Origin of the sequence: Caballeronia mineralivorans PML1(12) (genome assembly GCF_001028175.1) — a bacterium.
In the GTDB taxonomy this organism is placed as follows: Bacteria; Pseudomonadota; Gammaproteobacteria; order Burkholderiales; family Burkholderiaceae; genus Caballeronia; species Caballeronia mineralivorans.
Window position 1 is genome coordinate 1 of sequence record NZ_AEJF01000151.1, and the last position, 17,509, is coordinate 17,509.

A 17,509-nucleotide genomic window follows, 5' to 3' on the forward strand; every position below is an offset into this window, starting at 1 on the left:
CTGAACCTGAACCCTCTCAGACCCGCCGCTTTCGCGTCGCTGCTTCTGCAGCACAGAAACGAGATTATGAAGAATCTTTTTCTCCTTGTCAACAAGTTTGTGAGCGTTTGCTTTCAAACTTACCGACTTTGGAGGCCGCCTGTTTCTTTGGCGGTCCTCGTTGCGAAACGAGGAGAGGAATAATAGGCGATGGCGCGCACCAAGGCAAGGACATCTTCAAACTATTTTCGGGAATGTCCTAACGGCCCTTTGCCAGCCCCATTTCGTCGATGGGAACAGCCTCCGAGATGGCCGCGTAACCCGCGTCGCTAGGGTGGATATGGTCGCCGCTGTCGTAGCGTCGCTGAAGCCGGTCGGGATGGGCCGGATCCCGCAGCGCGCGGTCGAAGTCGATTACGCCATCGAATGCGCGGCTCGAGCGGATCGAGTCGTTCACCGCTGTCCTGATGGCCTCGCGTTCCGGCGGCAGCGCAGCCGGCGTCAAGGTTGCACCGTAGATCCGGACCCCGCGCTGGTGAGCCTGCGCAATCAACCGCTGGTAGCCACGCAACAGCGAATCGACGGTCACGGGCGTGTGCGGATCGTCGCAATCGAGACCGGCGTGCGGGGGCATCGCAGGGAAGTTGATGTCGTTGATGCCAATCAGCAGGATCACCGCGCGCACCCCAGGCTGGCGCAACGCATCGCGATCGAAGCGGTTCAGAAGTGCATCGCCATAACACGCCGACCCGCTCAGTAAGCGATTGCCACTGATTCCCGCGTTCACGACAGCGGTGCCGTCGATACCTTTTTGCGTCAGCCGGCGCGCCAAGGCGTCCGGCCAGCGGCGGTTCGCATTCGGCGTGGAGCGCATGCCGTCGGTGATGGAGTCACCAATCGCGACCAGCGTGCGCGCCGGCGCGGTATCGACGGAAACGCTGGTCAGCCACACAAATTGCGTGAATCGGGTACGAAACGCGGCAGCGTCGGTATCGGAGGAATGGTTGCCGGGCGTCGATACGTAGTTCGTCTGGCTCGCCACCCGATGCCACGCGGCCATTTTTTGGCCTGCTCCCATATAAGTACTGACGGCGAGCGGCTCGTGGGCGGTGACGTCGAAGGCGATCGGGTCGCTGTCCATCTGGCCACCCGGCGCGATGGTCAAGCCCTGCTTGCCGCCGAACGTCACGGGACGGGTCGTTCCCGCGCGTGTCGCCGCGGCATTGCCGGATACGGCGCGCGCTACTTGTACGCCCTCGATCACCAGCGGTGTGGTGCCGTATACATTGCTGAAGCGCAGCCGAACGTGCCGGCCGTCGATGGCGGGATAGACAATCTGCCGAACCGTCCGGCCACCGATCTCCGGCGCGCGATACAACGCCGGCAAGTCGGCCCGCTGCGGAATTGCCTGCAATGCCGTGCTCCAGGCGCTCACCCAGCGTTCAGCCGGGGCGTCGTCGGCGCGAGCACAGGTGGGCGGCAGCAGGCAAGCTAACAGCGTCGCGGTGGCAGCGGCGGAAAGGGCGCGAAGGTTCATCGTGGAGCGTGGGTTAGAGGGAAAAAAGCGATTGTGCCTGAACGGGCAAACCAGGCGCTTACAGTTCGGCGGGCGATTCGCGGCTGCGTCTGGCCTGCTTGACCGGGATTTTTTTACATCACTTCCGGGCACAGTGCGGTGGCGTTCATCTCAGGTTGGAGCCGAGAAATGGACTGCGGATCCATCGGATTTGCGCCTGCGCCCACCGATGGTTAGTGAACAAAAGGACCAGGTTTCCCGGCGGTCGAAATCCAGCCGCCCGATTCCCAAGCGCATCCATCGGCCGGCTTTTCTCGCCGAAAATGGGACCATTTTGTGAAAAGCCCTCAGAATGTCGGCATTCCGCCTCGCGGTTCTCACTTTGTCCGGTACTTATTCAGCATGCATTCCAAAACTTCTCCCAGCACCAGCGCCGCACCTTCCCAGATCGAATGGGAGGAAAAAGGCGAGAACCGTTCGGCGCTCTGGCACTCGGAAAGCGGAATCGCGCCGCCCAAGCGCGTGGTGATCGGCGATGACCAGATGACCGCCGATTCCGCGTATCGGCTGGCTTGCGAAGGCACGGCAATTCTGTGGCGCGGCGATTTCCAGAACGCCCGGCAGTTATTGCAGGCGGTTGCACGACGCATCGAAACGCGGCCGAAAAAGTCGGCCAAAGCAAAAGCGAAGGAACGCAGCGCCGCTCCCGATGCACCGCCGGCAGCGCCGCCCGCTCCCGCCGAGGCGTTCAATTTGCATCGGCTCGCCCAGTCGCAGCGGGCGCGCACGCTCGGCATGCTGTTGTTGCCGCTCGACGCGGAGTACGCCATTCCGCTGCGTCGCGCGCCTGTTGTGAAGGAAGCGTGTGAGGAGGCTTATGGCGCGGCGTCAGGTGAGTCGATCGTGTCGCTGCGTGAGGTGCTCGGGCTGGTCGGCGCGCACGAGTGGCGTAAAAAGGGCGTGGACGTCGAGGCGCTCGGCGCACGGATTCACCCTTACTACGGCGTGTTTTCGCCGGTCCGCGGCGAGTACATCAAACTGGTGGCGGATCAGCCGTTGCCGTCGAAGGAATTGGCTTTCGATATTGGCACGGGGACCGGCGTGCTTGCCGCCTTATTGGCGCAGCGCGGCGTGAAGCGTGTGGTGGCGACGGAAATCGATGCCCGCGCGCTCGCCTGCGCGCGGGAAAACATCGAGTTATTGGGGTACGCGCAGGAAGTGAAGGTGGTCGAGGCCGATCTGTTTCCGGAGGGCCGTGCGCCGTTGATCGTCTGCAATCCGCCGTGGCTGCCGGCCCGGCCGAGCTCGGCCATCGAACATGCAATCTACGACCCCGAAAGCCGCATGCTGCGAGGTTTTCTCGATGGGCTTGCCGCACATTTGACGCCGGGCGGCGAAGGCTGGCTGATTCTTTCCGATATCGCCGAGCACCTTGGTCTGCGTACACGGGCGCAATTGCAGGAGTGGGTCGACCGCGCCGGGCTGAAGACGGATGGCCGGATGGATATCCGCCCGCATCACCCTCGCGCCGCCGATAAAACCGATCCGCTGTATCACGCGCGTTCGGCCGAAATTACGTCGTTGTGGCGGCTTGTGCCGGCTTGAGTTTCGTCTTTGGCGCGGGCGTTTGAACCCAGTTCACGCCCGCTTCACATAGGCCAGCGCCGCCTCGCCCGCGATCAAACCGCTCGCGAAACACGCAGTGAGCAGATACCCACCGGTCGGCGCTTCCCAATCCAGCATCTCGCCTGCGCAGAAAACGCTGGGCAGCGCATCAAGCATCAATTGCGAATCGAGTGATTCAAACGTCACGCCGCCCGCGCTGCTGATCGCTTCGGCAATCGGCCTTGGACGCGTCACGGTCAACGGCAACGCCTTGATCAAGTGTGCGAGACGTGCTGTATCGGAGAAATCTTCGCGCTCCAGCACCTCGCGCAGCAAACCCGCTTTCGCGCCCGTCAGGTTCAAACGGCTCTGCAAATGGCTCGACATCGAACGAGCGCCGCGTGGATGGGTCACTTCATCGTGGACACGCTGCTGCGTTAAAGCCGGTACGAGATCCAGAAAAAACGTGGCGTCGCCGGCGGTCAGACGATCGCGAATACGCGCGGACATCGCGTAGATCAGACTGCCCTCAATACCCGTCGATGTCAGCAAACCTTCCCCCGTCCGCCAATCGATCCCGCCATCCGACCGCGGCAAGCCGATCGCGACGGCTTTCAGCGGCTCGCCTGCAAAACGGCTGCTGAAGTGCTCGCTCCAGTTGATATCGAAGCCGCAATTCGACGGTGCAAACGGCGACACGCCCACGTTGCGCGCTGCCAGATACGGAATCCACGCCGCGTCCGAGCCGAGCCGCGGCCAGCTCGCGCCGCCGAGCGCGAGGACAACGGCATCGGCTTCGACTAAGCGCTCGCCTTCTGGCGTGGCAAATCGCAAGGACTGCCGCGCTTCGTCGCCCCAACCAGTCCACTTATGCCGCATGTGAAACCGCACGCCTGACCCACGTAGCCGATGCAACCAGGCACGCAACATGGGTGCGGCTTTCATGTCGGTGGGAAACACGCGGCCCGAGCTGCCGACGAAGGTTTCCACGCCCAACCCGTGAACCCACGCGCGTAACGCGGCGGCGTCGAAACGGCGCAACAGCGGTTCGATCTGCGACCGGCGCTCCGCATAACGCGCGACGAACAATTCGGCGGGCTCGGAATGCGTGAGATTCATGCCGCCCTTGCCCGCCATCAGGAACTTGCGGCCGACCGACGGCATGGCGTCATAGAGATCCACTTCGACGCCGCCAGCCGCCAGCGCTTCCGCAGCCATCAAGCCGGCAGGGCCGCCGCCAATAACGGCAACGCGCGCAGAACGAGTTTCGGAGGGTGACGGTGACGGCATGCGGGGTACACGGTTGAAAGCGAAGTCGCATTGTCGCATTCAGGAACGGCCTTTAGCCGACGCCGCGCTCAAGCTGAGTGCGCCCGCCTCCCGCTGCATAATCCGGCGACGACTTTTAAACAGGAAATGACGACGCAAATCGATTTCTCCGCCGGTTTTTACTCACTATGGCCAATTGCCTGACTTTTCGAACAAGCTCCTTGCCGCGGGATTTTCGAACGAAGAAACGGGGAAAATTCTTGGGGAGAATTATCGGCGGGTGTTTGAAGCGAGCGTGGGGTAGGACTGGAAAGATCCGATGAATTCATTCGACACAAAAGCGCCCCGCTCTCGCCCCGTTCGAATGGATCTCAAAAAAATAACTATTAACCGACCGGACGGTCGGCTTATAATTGCGGCACAGTGACTTCCTAGAGCGAGCGATCGTCATGTACACGCAATCCCTCGATATTCCCGGCAACGTGCAGTCCATGGATCCAGCGTCCGAATCGCCTGAACTCAGCCGTTTCGACGCCGTGATGGCCGCCGACGGCAAGATCGAACCCCAGGACTGGATGCCAGATGCCTACCGCAAGACGCTAATTCGCCAGATCTCGCAGCACGCGCATTCGGAAATCGTCGGCATGCTGCCTGAAGGCAACTGGATTTCGCGCGCGCCGAGCCTGAAGCGCAAGGCGATCCTGCTCGCGAAGGTGCAGGACGAAGGCGGCCACGGCCTCTATCTATATAGCGCGGCGGAAACCATGGGGGTATCGCGCGATCAGCTTGTCGACGCCTTGCACGCCGGTAAAGCCAAGTATTCAAGCATCTTCAATTATCCAACGCCCACATGGGCGGACGTGGGCACGATCGGCTGGCTGGTGGATGGCGCGGCGATCATGAACCAGATTCCGCTCTGCCGCTGCACGTATGGCCCGTATGCGCGCGCCATGATCCGCATCTGCAAGGAAGAGTCGTTCCATCAGCGGCAAGGTTTCGACGCGTTGCTCTCCATGATGAAAGGCACCGAAGCGCAGAAGGAAATGGTGCAGCAGGCGGTGGACCGCTGGTGGTGGCCGGTGCTGATGATGTTCGGCCCGAGCGACAAGGATTCCATCCACAGCGGCCAATCATTCAAGTGGGGCATCAAGCGGATATCGAATGATGATCTGCGGCAGAAATTCGTCGATGCCACTGTGGAGCAAGCCAGGATTTTGGGTGTGACGCTGCCCGATCCCGATCTGAAGTGGAACGAAGAACGGCAGGCGCACGACTATGGCGAGATCGATTGGGAAGAGTTCTGGCGCGTCGTGAACGGCGACGGTCCGTGCAACAAGGAGCGGCTCGCCACGCGCGTGAAAGCACACGACGACGGCCTCTGGGTGCGCGAAGCCGCCCTCGCCTACGCCGCCAAACAAGCTGCGCGTGCTCAAAAGCACGCAGCATAAGGAGCGAAAGATGAATAACGAATGGCCGATCTGGGAAGTGTTCGTGCGCAGCAAGCAGGGCCTTGACCACAAGCATTGCGGCAGCCTGCACGCACCGGATGCACCCGCAGCGCTGCGCATGGCGCGCGATGTCTACACGCGGCGCCAGGAAGGCGTGAGCATTTGGGTGGTTCCATCGGCGGCGATCACGGCCTCCGATCCCGCCGATAAAGCTGAGTTCTTCGACCCGGCCGGCGACAAGATCTACCGGCACCCCACATTCTTCGTGCTGCCCGACGAAATCAACCACATGTGAGCGAAGGGTCAAGCCCCATGACGACGCCCCAACATCTCTCCTACGTCCTGCGCCTCGCCGATAACGCGCTGATCCTCGGCCAGCGCAACGGCGAATGGTGCGGACACGGCCCGGTGCTCGAGGAAGATATCGCGCTGGCGAACATCAGCCTCGATCTGATCGGCCAGGCGCGGCTGCTCTACTCGCACGCGGCCATGCTCGATAACGAGCTTAACGGCAGGAAGAAAACCGAAGACGACTACGCGTATTTCCGCAACGAGCGTGATTTCCGCAATTACACACTGACCGAGTTGCCGCACGCGGGTCCGTTGTCGGGCACGGCGCGTTCGGGTCGCGACTACGCAGTGACAGTCGTGCGCAACTTCCTGTATTCGACGCTGATGGCGCATCTGTGGACGGCACTCACGCAATCGACGGACGCGCAACTCGCGGCGATCGCGTCGAAGTCGATCAAGGAAACGCGTTATCACTTGAATCACGCGATCGACTGGCTGCTGCGTTTCGGCGATGGCACCGAGGAATCGCATCGTCGGGCGCAGGCGGCGGTGGATTACCTGATGCCTTACACGCGCGAGTTTTTCAGTATCGACGACGTGGAAACGAGCATCGCCGATGCGGCTATCGGTCCGCTCACGGCGGATCTGGAAACGGCGTGGCGCGAGGACGTGGACGCGACGCTCGCCGAAGCCACGCTGCAAAAACCCGCCGATGCCAAACACGTGACAACCGGCAAGCTCGGCGAGCATTCCGAACACATGGGCTTCCTGCTCGCGGAATTGCAGAGCATCGCCCGGCAGCATCCAGGCGCGAGTTGGTGAACGCGATGATGACCGCTGAAGCTTCGCTCGACCGCGTTTGGGAAGTGTTGGACGCCGTGCCCGATCCGGAAATCCCGGTGGTGTCGATTCGCGAGTTGGGCATTCTCCGCGACATACGCCACGCCGCCGACGACACGCTTGAAATCGTCATCACGCCCACGTATTCCGGCTGCCCGGCGATGTACCAGATTGCGGAAGACATTGGCGCTGCGTTGATCGAAGCGGGCTTTGCAAAACATCGCATCGAAACCGTCCTGGCACCGGCGTGGACCACCGACTGGATGACCGACGCAGCCCGCGAGAAGCTGAAGAAATACGGCATCGCCCCGCCCATGGGCAATTGCGGTTCAAACGAACACGCCCCGCAAGAGCGGCCGATCCGCTTCGTGCCGCGCGTCGTGGACCAACCCGCCTGCCCGCGCTGCGGGTCATCGCATACCGAACGCCTCGCCCAATTCGGCTCGACCGCGTGCAAGGCGCTGTATCGCTGCGTGGATTGCCGCGAGCCGTTCGACTACTTCAAACCGTACTGAAAACGACCATGGCGACTCCGCAATTCCATTCGCTGCGCATCCGCGACGTCCGTCCCGAAACCGCCGACGCCGTCACGGTTTCCTTCGACGTCCCCGACAATCTTCGCGATGCATTCCGCTTCACGCAGGGCCAGTTCGTCACGTTGAAGACGCATATTGACGGTGAAGAAACACGGCGCTCGTATTCCATTTGCGTGGGTGTGACCGATTACGATCGCGATGGCGAATTGCGTATCGGCATCAAGCGCGTGCGCGGCGGCCGCTTCTCGAACTTCGCTTTCGACACGTTAAAACCCGGCCATGAAATCGAAGTCATGACGCCCGATGGCCGCTTTTTCACGCACCTGAATGCCGATCACGTGAAGCATTACGTCGCGTTCTCGGGCGGCTCGGGCATCACACCGGTGCTCGCGATCATCAAGACGACCTTGGAAACGGAGCCGACCAGCCGTTTCACGCTCATCTACGGCAACCGCAGCGTGGACGCGATCATGTTCGCCGAGGAACTCGAAGACCTGAAGAACCGCTTCATGAGCCGGTTCTCGCTGTATCACGTGTTATCGGACGATTTGCAGGACGTGGAGTTGTTCAACGGCGTGCTGAATCAGGAAAAGTGCGCTGCCTTCCTGGAGGCGCTCGTTCCTGCGAATGAAATCGATGAAGCCTTCATCTGCGGCCCCGGCCCGATGATGGACGCTGCCGAAGCTGCGCTGAAAAGCGCGGGCGTGCCGCCCCAGCAGGTTCACGTCGAACGCTTCGGGACGCCGTTGCCACAAGCCGGCGTGCCGCCTATCGAAATCACCGACGACACGCCGGCGGCCGATCTGGAACTGGTTATCGATGGCAAAAAACGCAAACTGCGCCTGCCTTATCAAGGTGTGAGCGTGCTCGACGTCGGATTGAAGGCGGGGCTCGCACTGCCTTACGCCTGCAAGGGCGGCGTGTGCTGCACGTGCCGGGCGAAAGTGCTGGAAGGCGAAGTGCGGATGGAGAAGAACTACACGCTGGAGCAGCATGAAATCGATGCGGGTTTTGTGCTCACCTGCCAGTGCCATCCGGTCTCGGATCGCGTGGTTGTGAGTTATGACGAACGTTGAACGCCGGGTTGGCGGATTGCGCTGATTCGATTCGCTTACACTAGGGGTCGCCCGTTCCGAATGCGGTGTGCCGCGCCTTGTCGCCGCACTCGCCGCGCGCCGGGCGGCCTTCTTACGTTTGCGGTCACCGTTACTGATGAGCACCATTCACGTTACCAACGGCGACCACGCCGCCGAGATTTTGCGCGAAGCCTTGCAATTAGCGGCCCGCGACGAACGCGTCATCCCGCTCAAGGACGACCTTGCGGTCGGCCAGCTTAGGGGTATTGACGACAACCCGGAAACCCGCGCCCTGTTCTGGCAGCAGGTGCTGAGCGAGCACAAGTTCGACTTCGTATCGAAGCTGAAGGAACAGGACGCGCTCTTGCGCGAACTCGCGCAGGACAGCGGACAGGTCGTGATCTGGCACGGCCAGAGCGCGAGCGACCAGCTAACGCTGCGGCGAGTGGCCTACACGCTGCGCAACACGCCGCAGCGCCTGAACGAAGCCAAACTCAGTCACGAAGACCTGCCCTCCGTCACCGCCGCCGACGGCACGCAGCAACGCCGCGGCCGGGATGACGGCGCGACGGCGGTCGGCATGTTCACGACCGCCGAACTGGGCGCCAAGTTGCCGACGGCCGCGCCCATTTCCGTATTGCGCATCAGCCGTCTTGCGCTGGAATGGCAGGAAGTCAAGCAGATCAATAGCGACACCCGCCGCTGGCGTGACAACACGTTCATTTCCGGCACGTATGCAGACGTCGATGAAACCATCCTCCAGATAGCGAGCGACGGCTGGCAGGAGGCGCGCCAGCTCGCCGGCCAGGTGATGGGCGCGAGCTTCGGCTTTTTGGTCAGCGATGCGATTGCTTTCTGGCGCTGCCGCGAACTCGTCGCGGCGGGCAAACTGCAGATTCGCGGCGATCTCGCCAAGATAGCCGAGGCCAGACTTCGCCGCGCCGTGCATTAGATTAGCCGTGCAATGGCTGCGTTTTAGAATCCCCGATCGACCCAGCACTTCTTCGAGACTCAATGGCCCGTACAAGAGCGCCTGACCACGACACACAACGCGAGCAGATCCTCGAACTCGCCGCCGCCAAATTCGCACAGACCAGCTACCCGAGCACGTCGATGGCCGATCTCGCTGCGGCCAGCGGCACCTCCAAGGCGCGGCTTTATCATTATTACGCGAGCAAGGAAGCCATTCTTTTCGACCTGCTCGACCGCTACACGAAGCGGCTGATGCTGATCATCGCGGAAGTGGAAGGCGCGAGCCAGCGGCGCGGCTTGACCGAGCGCGAGGCGTTCGCCGAACTGGTCCGCGCGTTCCTCACCGAATACGAAACGTCGCATAGCCGGCACGTCGCGTTGCTCAACGATGTGAAATACCTCGAGGACACGCAGCGTGAAATCGTGCTCGAACGCCAGCGCGGCATTGTCGCGGCGTTCGCCCGGCAACTCGCGCGTGCCTACCCGAAGCGGGCGACCAAGGAAAATCAGACCGCGCTCACCATGATGGTGTTCGGCATGATCAACTGGACGTTCACGTGGCTCAAGCCAGACGGAAAGCTGGGTTATCGCGAGTTCGCGGAGCAGGTTGTCAGCGTGATCGAGCACGGCATGAACGGCGATAACTAATGTTGCAATGCGACATTTTGTTGCCGAGAGACCGTGTGATCCGCACAACACGCATTAAGTTATTGTTTTTTAACGATTTTTATTGTTAATACATAACAATTAGACGGTACGCTCCATAGACAATTACGGGTTTTCCCTAGTGCTTATACGGTGGTTCGGCTAAAATTCGTTTTGCGACGCACCATGTCGCGCGACGAATCAAGGAGCCACCATCGTGAACATGCCTTTCAACCGCCACACCGCATCGATCTTCGCAGCAGCCGATCGCTCGCAGACAGCTGCCGGTCGTTCGCCCGTTCTCGTTCGTGAACTGTCCTCCACCGATCGCGAGCGCCTGCTCACCCACTTCCTCGCCCTCGACGAGGACGACCGGCTGCTGCGCTTCGGCCAGATCGTGCCGGATCGTGTGATCGAGAACTATGTCGCGAATATCGACTTTTCGCGTGACACCGTGTTCGGCGTTTTCGACGACCGGTTGAACCTCGTCGGCGTCGGCCATCTCGCCTATCTGCCGGCCGAAGACGACAAACGCACGGCGGAGTTCGGCGTGTCGGTGCTGGAAAGTGCGCGCGGCCGTGGCGTGGGTAGCCGCCTGTTCGAGCGTGCCGCCATCCGCAGCCGCAACACGCACGTTTCAATGCTCTACATGCATTGTTTGTCACGAAACTCGACCATGATGCACATAGCGAAGAAGTCGGGGATGAAGATCGAATATGCGTATGGCGAAGCCGATGCTTATCTGTCGCTGACACCCGCCGACCAAAGCAGCATCATCGCGGAGATGTTGCAGGAGCAAGCAGCGGTCTTCGATTACGCGGTCAAGCGCCAGGCGCGCCGGACATCGCAAATGTTTCAGGCGTTCATGCCTACTGCGGACGCGGCCTGATTCAGGGCACAAATCAGCAAGCATGCGCAAAAGCACGAAAGGCGGCGAAAGCCGCCTTTTTTGCGTCCGGGGTTTCTAGCTGGCAGGTCAGCGCGGGTCAGCGGATCGGCAGTGCCGTCGTTTCCTTGAAGCGCTCCAGCGAGAAGCTGCTCTGGACATCGATGACCGATGGATGGTGCAGCAATTGGTCCTGCACGAAGCGCGAAAAGTGCTCCATGTCTTCCACCTGGACACGCAGCAGATAATCCATTTCACCGGTCATCGCGTCGCAGGCCACGACCTCCGGCCATGAGAGCACGGCTTCGCGAAACCGATCGGCGTGCGTTGGCGGATTTTTCATTCCCGCAGTTACCGTCGTCCCGCCGCGCTTTTCCAGCCGCACACTCACATACGCGAGCAGCCCAAGCCCGAGCAGCCGAGGCTCCAGCAGCGCGACGTAACCGCGAATCACGCCCTCTTCCTCCAGCCGCCGGATTCGCCGCAAGCAGGGACTCGGCGACAGGTTCACCTGATCGGCGATGTCCTGGTTCGACAGCCGCCCGTTCACCTGAAGAATCGCGAGGATTTTCCGATCGATGGCATCGAGTTCGATTTTGGCCATTTTCTGCCTCCCGTTGACGTAATGACGGCATGAACGTGCGCCATCGTAGTCAAGCGCGATTTAAATCGCAAGTATCCGCCGCACTTCCCTCGATAAACTTGTCTCAATAATCCTCACGGTTCAGGAGACGAAGCATGCAAGCAACGACTTGGGACAATCCCGTCGGCACCGATGGTTTTGAATTCATCGAATACACGGCGCCCGATCCGGTCGCGCTCGGGAAATTGTTTGAACAGATGGGATTTACCGCGATTGCCCGTCATCGTCACAAGGATGTGACGCTGTATCGGCAGGGCGAGATCAACTTCCTGGTGAACGCCGAACCCGACTCCTTCGCTCAACGCTTCGCGCGCCTGCATGGTCCGTCGATTTGCGCGATCGCGTTTCGCGTCGCCGATGCGGGCAAGGCGTACAAACGCGCGCTAGACCTGGGCGCCTGGGGCTTCGACAATAAAACCGGTCCGATGGAACTGAACATTCCGGCAATCAAGGGCATCGGCGATTCGTTGATTTACTTCGTGGACCGTTGGCGCGGCAAGAATGGCGCGCAACAGGGCAGCATCGGCGACATCAGCATCTACGACGTCGATTTCGAACCGATTCCCGGCGCCGAGCAAAACCCGGCCGGTCACGGACTGACGTACATCGATCATTTGACGCACAACGTTCATCGCGGCCGGATGATCGAATGGGCCGAGTTCTACGAGCGGCTGTTCAATTTCCGCGAAGCGCGTTACTTCGATATTGAAGGCAAGGTGACGGCGGTCAAGTCGAAAGCGATGAGTTCACCGTGCGGCAAGATTCGCATCCCGATCAACGAGGAAGGCTCGGATACGTCAGGGCAGATCCAGGAATATCTCGACGCGTATCACGGCGAAGGCATTCAGCACATCGCGCTGGGCAGCGATGACATCTACAGCACCGTCGACAATCTGCGCACCGCGAAAATCGCGCTACTGGATACCATCGACACGTACTACGAGCTCGTCGACCGGCGCGTGCCGAATCATGGCGAATCGGTAGCGGAATTGCGCAAGCGCAAGATCCTGATCGATGGCGTGCGGGACGAAATCCTGCTGCAGATCTTTACGGAAAACCAGATCGGCCCGATCTTCTTCGAGATCATTCAGCGCAAGGGCAACCAGGGTTTCGGCGAAGGCAACTTCAAGGCGCTGTTTGAATCGATTGAACTCGATCAGATTCGGCGTGGCGTGGTGAAGGACACAACAACGCCCGGCTAAGCGCCCGACGTAGCTCCCCCAAAAAACCGGGAATCGATTCGATCCCCGGTTTTTTATGGCGTCAACAATCCTCAAGCATCGGAATTGTCCTTGTTATCCGTCGCTTGTTGACTCGAAACCTGTTCGACCCGAACCTGCGAAATTCGCGGCACTCCAGAGACCGTTGCTTCCGATCCGGCCGGGCCGCCGACGCGAACCGGCGTATTCATCGCAAAAAATGCTGCGGAAACCATCAAAAAGCTTTGGATATATCGTTGTTTCACTGCTTCCTCCTTCAACTGCGTGCATCGGTATGTCCAACAATCGCGCGCTCGCCTGCGGGCCAAAACCCAGGCAAACGCGGAACGATCGCGCAGTTTGAATAGGCTCGACGCGAGCGGTTCCCCGATGACATCGAAATACAGCCGTTTTTACACGTCGTAACACCTGTGCAAAGTTGAAATTACTTTTCAGCGGGTTTTTACCAGTGCTGGAAGAAATCCAAAACAGGCACACTCAGAATCCCGGCTGACGCGTTCACAAGACGCGAACGCCCTAAAGTGCTTTGGCGATCCCAAACGTTGGCGGAGAGACCCCACAATGAATGCCCCCCTTGACGCGGAACAACAAGCTTCCCTAGAAGCCGCGCTAAATTCCGTCACCCTCGACGACAAATACACCCTGGAACGCGGTCGCGCATACATGAGCGGCATACAGGCGCTGGTTCGGCTGCCGATGCTGCAACAACAACGCGATCATGCCGCGGGACTTAATACCGCCGGTTTCATTTCCGGCTATCGCGGCTCCCCGCTTGGCGCACTCGATCAGCATCTGTGGAAAGCGAAAAAACATCTCGCTGCGCACCAGGTCGTGTTCCAGCCCGGCGTGAACGAAGACCTCGCGGCCACAGCCGTGTGGGGCTCGCAGCAGGTCAATCTTTATCCCAGCGCCAAATACGACGGCGTGTTCTCGATGTGGTACGGCAAAGGGCCGGGCGTCGACAGAACCGGCGATGTGTTCAAGCACGGCAATTCGGCGGGCTCGTCCCCGCATGGCGGTGTACTCGTGCTCGCAGGTGATGACCACGCCGCCAAATCCTCCACGCTCGCGCACCAGTCCGAACACATTTTCAAGGCGTGCGGTTTGCCGGTGCTGTTTCCATCGAATGTGCAGGAATATCTGGACTTCGGCCTGCACGGCTGGGCGATGAGCCGTTACTCCGGCCTCTGGGTCGCGATGAAATGCGTGACCGATGTGGTGGAATCGTCGGCTTCTGTCGATATCGATCCGCATCGCACGCAAATTGTCCTGCCGACTGATTTCGCAATGCCCGATGGCGGCCTCAACATCCGCTGGCCCGATCCGCCTTTGGTTCAGGAAGCGCGGCTGCTCGACTACAAGTGGTACGCGGCGCTCGCCTATGTGCGCGCGAACAAACTGGATCGGATCGAGATCGAATCGCCCCATGCGCGCTTCGGCATCATGACGGCGGGCAAGGCCTATCTCGATGTGCGTCAGGCGTTGAGCGATCTGGGTCTCGACGACGAAACCTGCGCGCGCATCGGCATTCGTTTATATAAGGTCGGTTGTGTGTGGCCGCTCGAAGCGCAAGGTGCGCATGCATTTGCGCACGGGCTTCAAGAGATTCTGGTAGTCGAAGAAAAGCGCCAGATCCTCGAATACGCGATCAAGGAAGAGCTTTATAACTGGCCCGATGCGCAACGGCCGCGCGTGTTCGGCAAGTTCGACGAGAAGGATGGCGCAGGCGGCGAATGGTCCGTGCCGATGGGCAATTGGCTTCTACCGGCGCACTACGAGTTGTCGCCGGCAATCATCGCTAAAGCAATCGCCACGCGGCTCGACAAGTTCGATCTTCCCGCCGATGTCCGCGCGCGCATTGCCACGCGTATTGCGGTGATCGAAGCGAAGGAAAAAGCGCTGGCGCGACCGCGTGTCGAAGCCGAGCGCAAGCCGTGGTTTTGCTCGGGCTGCCCGCACAATACATCGACGAATGTGCCTGAAGGATCGCGTGCGCTTGCCGGTATCGGCTGCCACTACATGACCGTGTGGATGGACCGCAGCACGAGCACCTTCAGCCAGATGGGCGGCGAAGGCGTCGCGTGGATCGGGCAAGCGCCGTTCACCCACGACAAACACGTGTTCGCCAATCTCGGCGACGGCACGTACTTCCACTCCGGTCTGCTCGCAATCCGCGCGGCGATCGCGTCGAAGACCAACATCACGTACAAGATCCTCTACAACGACGCCGTCGCGATGACCGGCGGCCAGCCCGTCGATGGCGTGCTCACCGTGCCGCAGATCACGCATCAGCTCGCGGCCGAAGGGGCGACGAAGATCGTGATCGTCACCGATGAACCCGAGAAATATCAGGCGAACGTGGGACTCGCGCCGGGTATCGATGTGTTTCATCGCGAGAAGCTCGACGAGGTTCAGCGCGAACTGCGCGAGATCGCCGGCACGACGATCCTGATCTACGACCAGACCTGTGCGACGGAAAAACGCCGGCGCAGGAAACGCGGCGCGTATCCCGATCCGGCGAAGCGCGTGGTCATCAACGAAGCCGTGTGCGAGGGCTGCGGCGATTGCTCGGTGAAATCGAATTGCCTGTCGGTCGAACCGCTCGATACTGAATACGGCACGAAACGCCAGATCAACCAGTCGACCTGCAACAAGGACTACTCGTGCGTGAACGGCTTCTGTCCGAGCTTCGTCACGGTTGAAGGCGGACAGTTGAAGAAGCCGAAGATATCGAGTATTTCCGGCGATGCGATGCCCCCGGTGCCGATGCCCGAACTGCCGTTAATCGACCGGCCGTATGGCGTTTTGGTCACCGGTGTGGGCGGCACGGGCGTGGTGACAATCGGTGCGTTGCTCGGCATGGCATCGCATCTCGAGCAAAAGGGCGTGACCGTACTCGACGTCACCGGCCTCGCGCAAAAAGGCGGCGCCGTGATGAGCCACGTGCAGATCGCCACGCATCCCGGCGATATCCACGCTACCCGCATCGCAATGGGCGAAGCGGATCTGGTGATTGGTTGCGACCCGATCGTGACAGCCAGCGATGAGTGCGGCTCGCGGATGCAGCCCGGTCATACACGTGTGGTGGTGAACAGCGCCGAAACGCCGACGGCTGAATTCATCAAGAACCCGAACTGGCGCTTCCCGGGCGCGAGCGCAGAAGCCGATATTCGCGCGGCCGCGGGCGAGCATGTTGCTCTCGTCGATGCCAATCGTTTCGCCGTGGCTTTACTCGGCGATGCCATCTATACGAACCCGTTTGTACTGGGTTTTGCATGGCAACGCGGCTGGGTACCGTTACGGCATGAGTCGTTGGTTCGTGCCATCGAATTGAACGCGGTGCAGGTCGAAAAGAATCTGGCCGCGTTCGAATGGGGACGTCACGCGGCGCATGATCTCGAAGGCGTCGAACGGCTTGTCAGGGCGCAAGGGCGCGGCGGGGTATCGTCTGGTTCCTCTGAGCAAGGTGGCAGCAAGATCATCGCGCTGCACACGCCGAAAGCGCTGGATGCGCTGATTGAAAAACGCATCGCTTATCTCTCCGGCTACCAGAACGAAGCGTACGCTGCGCGCTACGCCCGGCTCGTGGCAGAAGTGCGCAAGGCGGAAGCCTCAATCGGCTTAGGCGATGGCCAGTACGCGCTGACCGAAGCTGTCGCTAAAAACCTGCACAAGCTGATGGCGTACAAGGATGAGTATGAAGTCGCACGTCTGTATGTCGATCCAGCGTTCGTCGAGCGTTTGAAGGGCAGCTTCGAAGGCGACTGGAAGATCAAATTCCACCTTGCCCCGCCGATGTTCTCGAAGAAGGACGCGCACGGTCATCTCATCAAGAAACAGTACGGCACGTGGGTTTTATCCGCAATGAAAGTGCTGGCGAAGATGAAGTTCCTGCGCGGTACTTCGTTCGATGTCTTCGGCAAGACCGAAGAACGGAAGATGGAGCGGGCGTTGATCGCGGAGTACGAGGCGCTGGTAACGGAGTTGACCGGCGGATTGACGGCTGAGAAATTGCCTTTGGCGATTGAACTGGCGAGTCTGCCCGATTCCATGCGCGGCTACGGTCACGTGAAGGACAACAACGTGAACGCAGCGCGCATCAAGTGGAATGCGTTGCTCGCGCAGTGGCGTTCGTCACCAGGCGGTGAGACGCGGCAAGTCGCTTAAGTCGCCGTTGAATGAAAAAACGCCCGATGAATTTCGTCGGGCGTTTTTTTTGAGTAACCATGCCTTCGCATCGCTGCTCGCGCGTCCAGGCCGCAAGTCATGCGACGACTCGCCGTGCGCCGCAATATCGAGACGTCCAGTAGGCGCTTTTCATCGATTCGATACGAATGAACGCCCCCTCCTCGGCGCATGGATAAACCGCTGCTCGCCAACGTAGATGCCAACGTGGGTGGCCTCACCGCGGGGTGTATTGAAAAATACGAGATCGCCCGGAAACGATCCGTCGTAACGGACATAGGAATGAAACGATCCGCGACTCTGCTCAGCACAACTTGGCATTCGAATCAGCTTTATCCGAATAACAAAGGCGTCGCTATACGCGCCACACCTTTGTTCATCTCATTGATAAAAAATCA

16 protein-coding genes and 1 pseudogene are annotated in these 17,509 nt (G+C 60.3%); 12 read left to right on the plus strand and 5 right to left on the minus strand.

The features are described from left to right. The coding region (locus tag EOS_RS48290; protein ID WP_235442968.1) for a hypothetical protein at nucleotides 1–242 on the plus strand (242 nt) is incomplete at its 5' end. Here EOS_RS48290 and EOS_RS25410 read toward each other — a convergent pair. Then, a complete protein-coding gene (locus tag EOS_RS25410; protein ID WP_047894946.1) occupies nucleotides 239–1,516 on the minus strand; it encodes an SGNH/GDSL hydrolase family protein in 1,278 nt (425 codons plus the stop codon). The two genes, EOS_RS48290 and EOS_RS25410, sit on opposite strands and share 4 nt — an antisense overlap. A 381-nt stretch (nucleotides 1,517–1,897) precedes the next feature. Here EOS_RS25410 and EOS_RS25415 point away from each other — a divergent pair, with 381 nt between their 5' ends. Beyond that, nucleotides 1,898–3,100 carry a methyltransferase gene (locus tag EOS_RS25415; protein WP_047894947.1) on the plus strand — a complete coding sequence of 401 codons (1,203 nt, stop codon included), beginning with the start codon at nucleotides 1,898–1,900 and terminating at the stop codon, nucleotides 3,098–3,100. A 33-nt stretch (nucleotides 3,101–3,133) separates the two neighbouring features. Here EOS_RS25415 and EOS_RS25420 read toward each other — a convergent pair whose 3' ends face one another. Continuing rightward, a complete protein-coding gene (locus tag EOS_RS25420) occupies nucleotides 3,134–4,390 on the minus strand; it encodes a TIGR03862 family flavoprotein (RefSeq protein WP_047894948.1) in 1,257 nt (418 codons plus the stop codon). Between the two features lie 428 nt (nucleotides 4,391–4,818). Between EOS_RS25420 and paaA the strand changes: the two genes are divergently transcribed. From paaA to EOS_RS25460, 8 genes are all read left to right on the plus strand, one after another. Further along, entirely contained in the window at nucleotides 4,819–5,817 is a 999-nt protein-coding gene (paaA, locus tag EOS_RS25425; protein WP_047894949.1) for a 1,2-phenylacetyl-CoA epoxidase subunit PaaA, read from the plus strand. A 10-nt stretch (nucleotides 5,818–5,827) separates the two neighbouring features. Next, nucleotides 5,828–6,112, plus strand: coding sequence for a 1,2-phenylacetyl-CoA epoxidase subunit PaaB (paaB, locus tag EOS_RS25430; protein ID WP_047894950.1), 285 nt, complete (start codon nucleotides 5,828–5,830; stop codon nucleotides 6,110–6,112). Nucleotides 6,113–6,129: 17 nt separating this feature from the next. Then, a complete protein-coding gene (gene paaC / locus EOS_RS25435) occupies nucleotides 6,130–6,930 on the plus strand; it encodes a 1,2-phenylacetyl-CoA epoxidase subunit PaaC (RefSeq protein WP_047894951.1) in 801 nt (266 codons plus the stop codon). A 5-nt stretch (nucleotides 6,931–6,935) separates the two neighbouring features. After that, complete coding sequence (gene paaD, locus EOS_RS25440) at nucleotides 6,936–7,463, plus strand: 1,2-phenylacetyl-CoA epoxidase subunit PaaD (protein WP_047894958.1); 528 nt, start codon at nucleotides 6,936–6,938, stop codon at nucleotides 7,461–7,463. Nucleotides 7,464–7,471: 8 nt separating this feature from the next. Beyond that, the gene (gene paaE / locus EOS_RS25445; protein WP_047894952.1) at nucleotides 7,472–8,560 is read left to right on the plus strand and encodes a 1,2-phenylacetyl-CoA epoxidase subunit PaaE; all 1,089 of its coding nucleotides are present in this window, start codon (nucleotides 7,472–7,474) and stop codon (nucleotides 8,558–8,560) included. A gap of 136 nt (nucleotides 8,561–8,696) precedes the next feature. Next, the gene (locus EOS_RS25450) at nucleotides 8,697–9,512 is read left to right on the plus strand and encodes a DUF1835 domain-containing protein (RefSeq protein WP_047894959.1); all 816 of its coding nucleotides are present in this window, start codon (nucleotides 8,697–8,699) and stop codon (nucleotides 9,510–9,512) included. A gap of 62 nt (nucleotides 9,513–9,574) precedes the next feature. Then, nucleotides 9,575–10,180, plus strand: a complete 606-nt coding sequence (locus EOS_RS25455) for a TetR/AcrR family transcriptional regulator (RefSeq protein ID WP_047894953.1) — start codon at nucleotides 9,575–9,577, stop codon at nucleotides 10,178–10,180. Nucleotides 10,181–10,400: 220 nt separating this feature from the next. After that, nucleotides 10,401–11,066, plus strand: coding sequence for a GNAT family N-acetyltransferase (locus tag EOS_RS25460; protein WP_087881997.1), 666 nt, complete (start codon nucleotides 10,401–10,403; stop codon nucleotides 11,064–11,066). Between the two features lie 97 nt (nucleotides 11,067–11,163). Here EOS_RS25460 and EOS_RS25465 read toward each other — a convergent pair whose 3' ends face one another. After that, nucleotides 11,164–11,667, minus strand: coding sequence for an Lrp/AsnC family transcriptional regulator (locus EOS_RS25465; protein ID WP_047894955.1), 504 nt, complete (start codon nucleotides 11,665–11,667; stop codon nucleotides 11,164–11,166). Between the two features lie 134 nt (nucleotides 11,668–11,801). Between EOS_RS25465 and hppD the strand changes: the two genes are divergently transcribed. Continuing rightward, on the plus strand, nucleotides 11,802–12,908 hold the full coding sequence (gene hppD / locus EOS_RS25470; RefSeq protein ID WP_047894956.1) for a 4-hydroxyphenylpyruvate dioxygenase: 1,107 nt from the start codon (nucleotides 11,802–11,804) through the stop codon (nucleotides 12,906–12,908). A 71-nt stretch (nucleotides 12,909–12,979) separates the two neighbouring features. Here the strand turns inward: hppD and EOS_RS44895 are convergent, their stop codons facing one another. Next, entirely contained in the window at nucleotides 12,980–13,171 is a 192-nt protein-coding gene (locus EOS_RS44895; protein ID WP_075645400.1) for a hypothetical protein, read from the minus strand. A gap of 316 nt (nucleotides 13,172–13,487) precedes the next feature. Here EOS_RS44895 and EOS_RS25475 point away from each other — a divergent pair, with 316 nt between their 5' ends. Then, on the plus strand, nucleotides 13,488–17,093 hold the full coding sequence (locus EOS_RS25475; RefSeq protein ID WP_047894957.1) for an indolepyruvate ferredoxin oxidoreductase family protein: 3,606 nt from the start codon (nucleotides 13,488–13,490) through the stop codon (nucleotides 17,091–17,093). A gap of 97 nt (nucleotides 17,094–17,190) precedes the next feature. On the opposite strand, the pseudogene EOS_RS44900 reads toward EOS_RS25475, so the two are convergent. Continuing rightward, nucleotides 17,191–17,378, minus strand: a pseudogene (locus tag EOS_RS44900) (C40 family peptidase); the annotation flags it as partial. Nucleotides 17,379–17,509 lie beyond the last annotated feature (131 nt).

Coding starts and splice junctions, on each gene's coding strand:
- EOS_RS25420 (WP_047894948.1), bottom strand. CDS start 4,390: ATGCCGTCACCGTCACCCTCCGAAACTCGTTCTGCGCGCGTTGCCGTT.
- EOS_RS25415 (WP_047894947.1), top strand. CDS start 1,898: ATGCATTCCAAAACTTCTCCCAGCACCAGCGCCGCACCTTCCCAGATC.
- EOS_RS25410 (WP_047894946.1), bottom strand. CDS start 1,516: ATGAACCTTCGCGCCCTTTCCGCCGCTGCCACCGCGACGCTGTTAGCT.
- paaB (WP_047894950.1), top strand. CDS start 5,828: ATGAATAACGAATGGCCGATCTGGGAAGTGTTCGTGCGCAGCAAGCAG.
- EOS_RS25465 (WP_047894955.1), bottom strand. CDS start 11,667: ATGGCCAAAATCGAACTCGATGCCATCGATCGGAAAATCCTCGCGATT.
- paaA (WP_047894949.1), top strand. CDS start 4,819: ATGTACACGCAATCCCTCGATATTCCCGGCAACGTGCAGTCCATGGAT.
- paaD (WP_047894958.1), top strand. CDS start 6,936: ATGATGACCGCTGAAGCTTCGCTCGACCGCGTTTGGGAAGTGTTGGAC.
- paaC (WP_047894951.1), top strand. CDS start 6,130: ATGACGACGCCCCAACATCTCTCCTACGTCCTGCGCCTCGCCGATAAC.
- EOS_RS25475 (WP_047894957.1), top strand. CDS start 13,488: ATGAATGCCCCCCTTGACGCGGAACAACAAGCTTCCCTAGAAGCCGCG.
- hppD (WP_047894956.1), top strand. CDS start 11,802: ATGCAAGCAACGACTTGGGACAATCCCGTCGGCACCGATGGTTTTGAA.
- EOS_RS25460 (WP_087881997.1), top strand. CDS start 10,401: ATGCCTTTCAACCGCCACACCGCATCGATCTTCGCAGCAGCCGATCGC.
- EOS_RS25455 (WP_047894953.1), top strand. CDS start 9,575: ATGGCCCGTACAAGAGCGCCTGACCACGACACACAACGCGAGCAGATC.
- EOS_RS25450 (WP_047894959.1), top strand. CDS start 8,697: ATGAGCACCATTCACGTTACCAACGGCGACCACGCCGCCGAGATTTTG.
- paaE (WP_047894952.1), top strand. CDS start 7,472: ATGGCGACTCCGCAATTCCATTCGCTGCGCATCCGCGACGTCCGTCCC.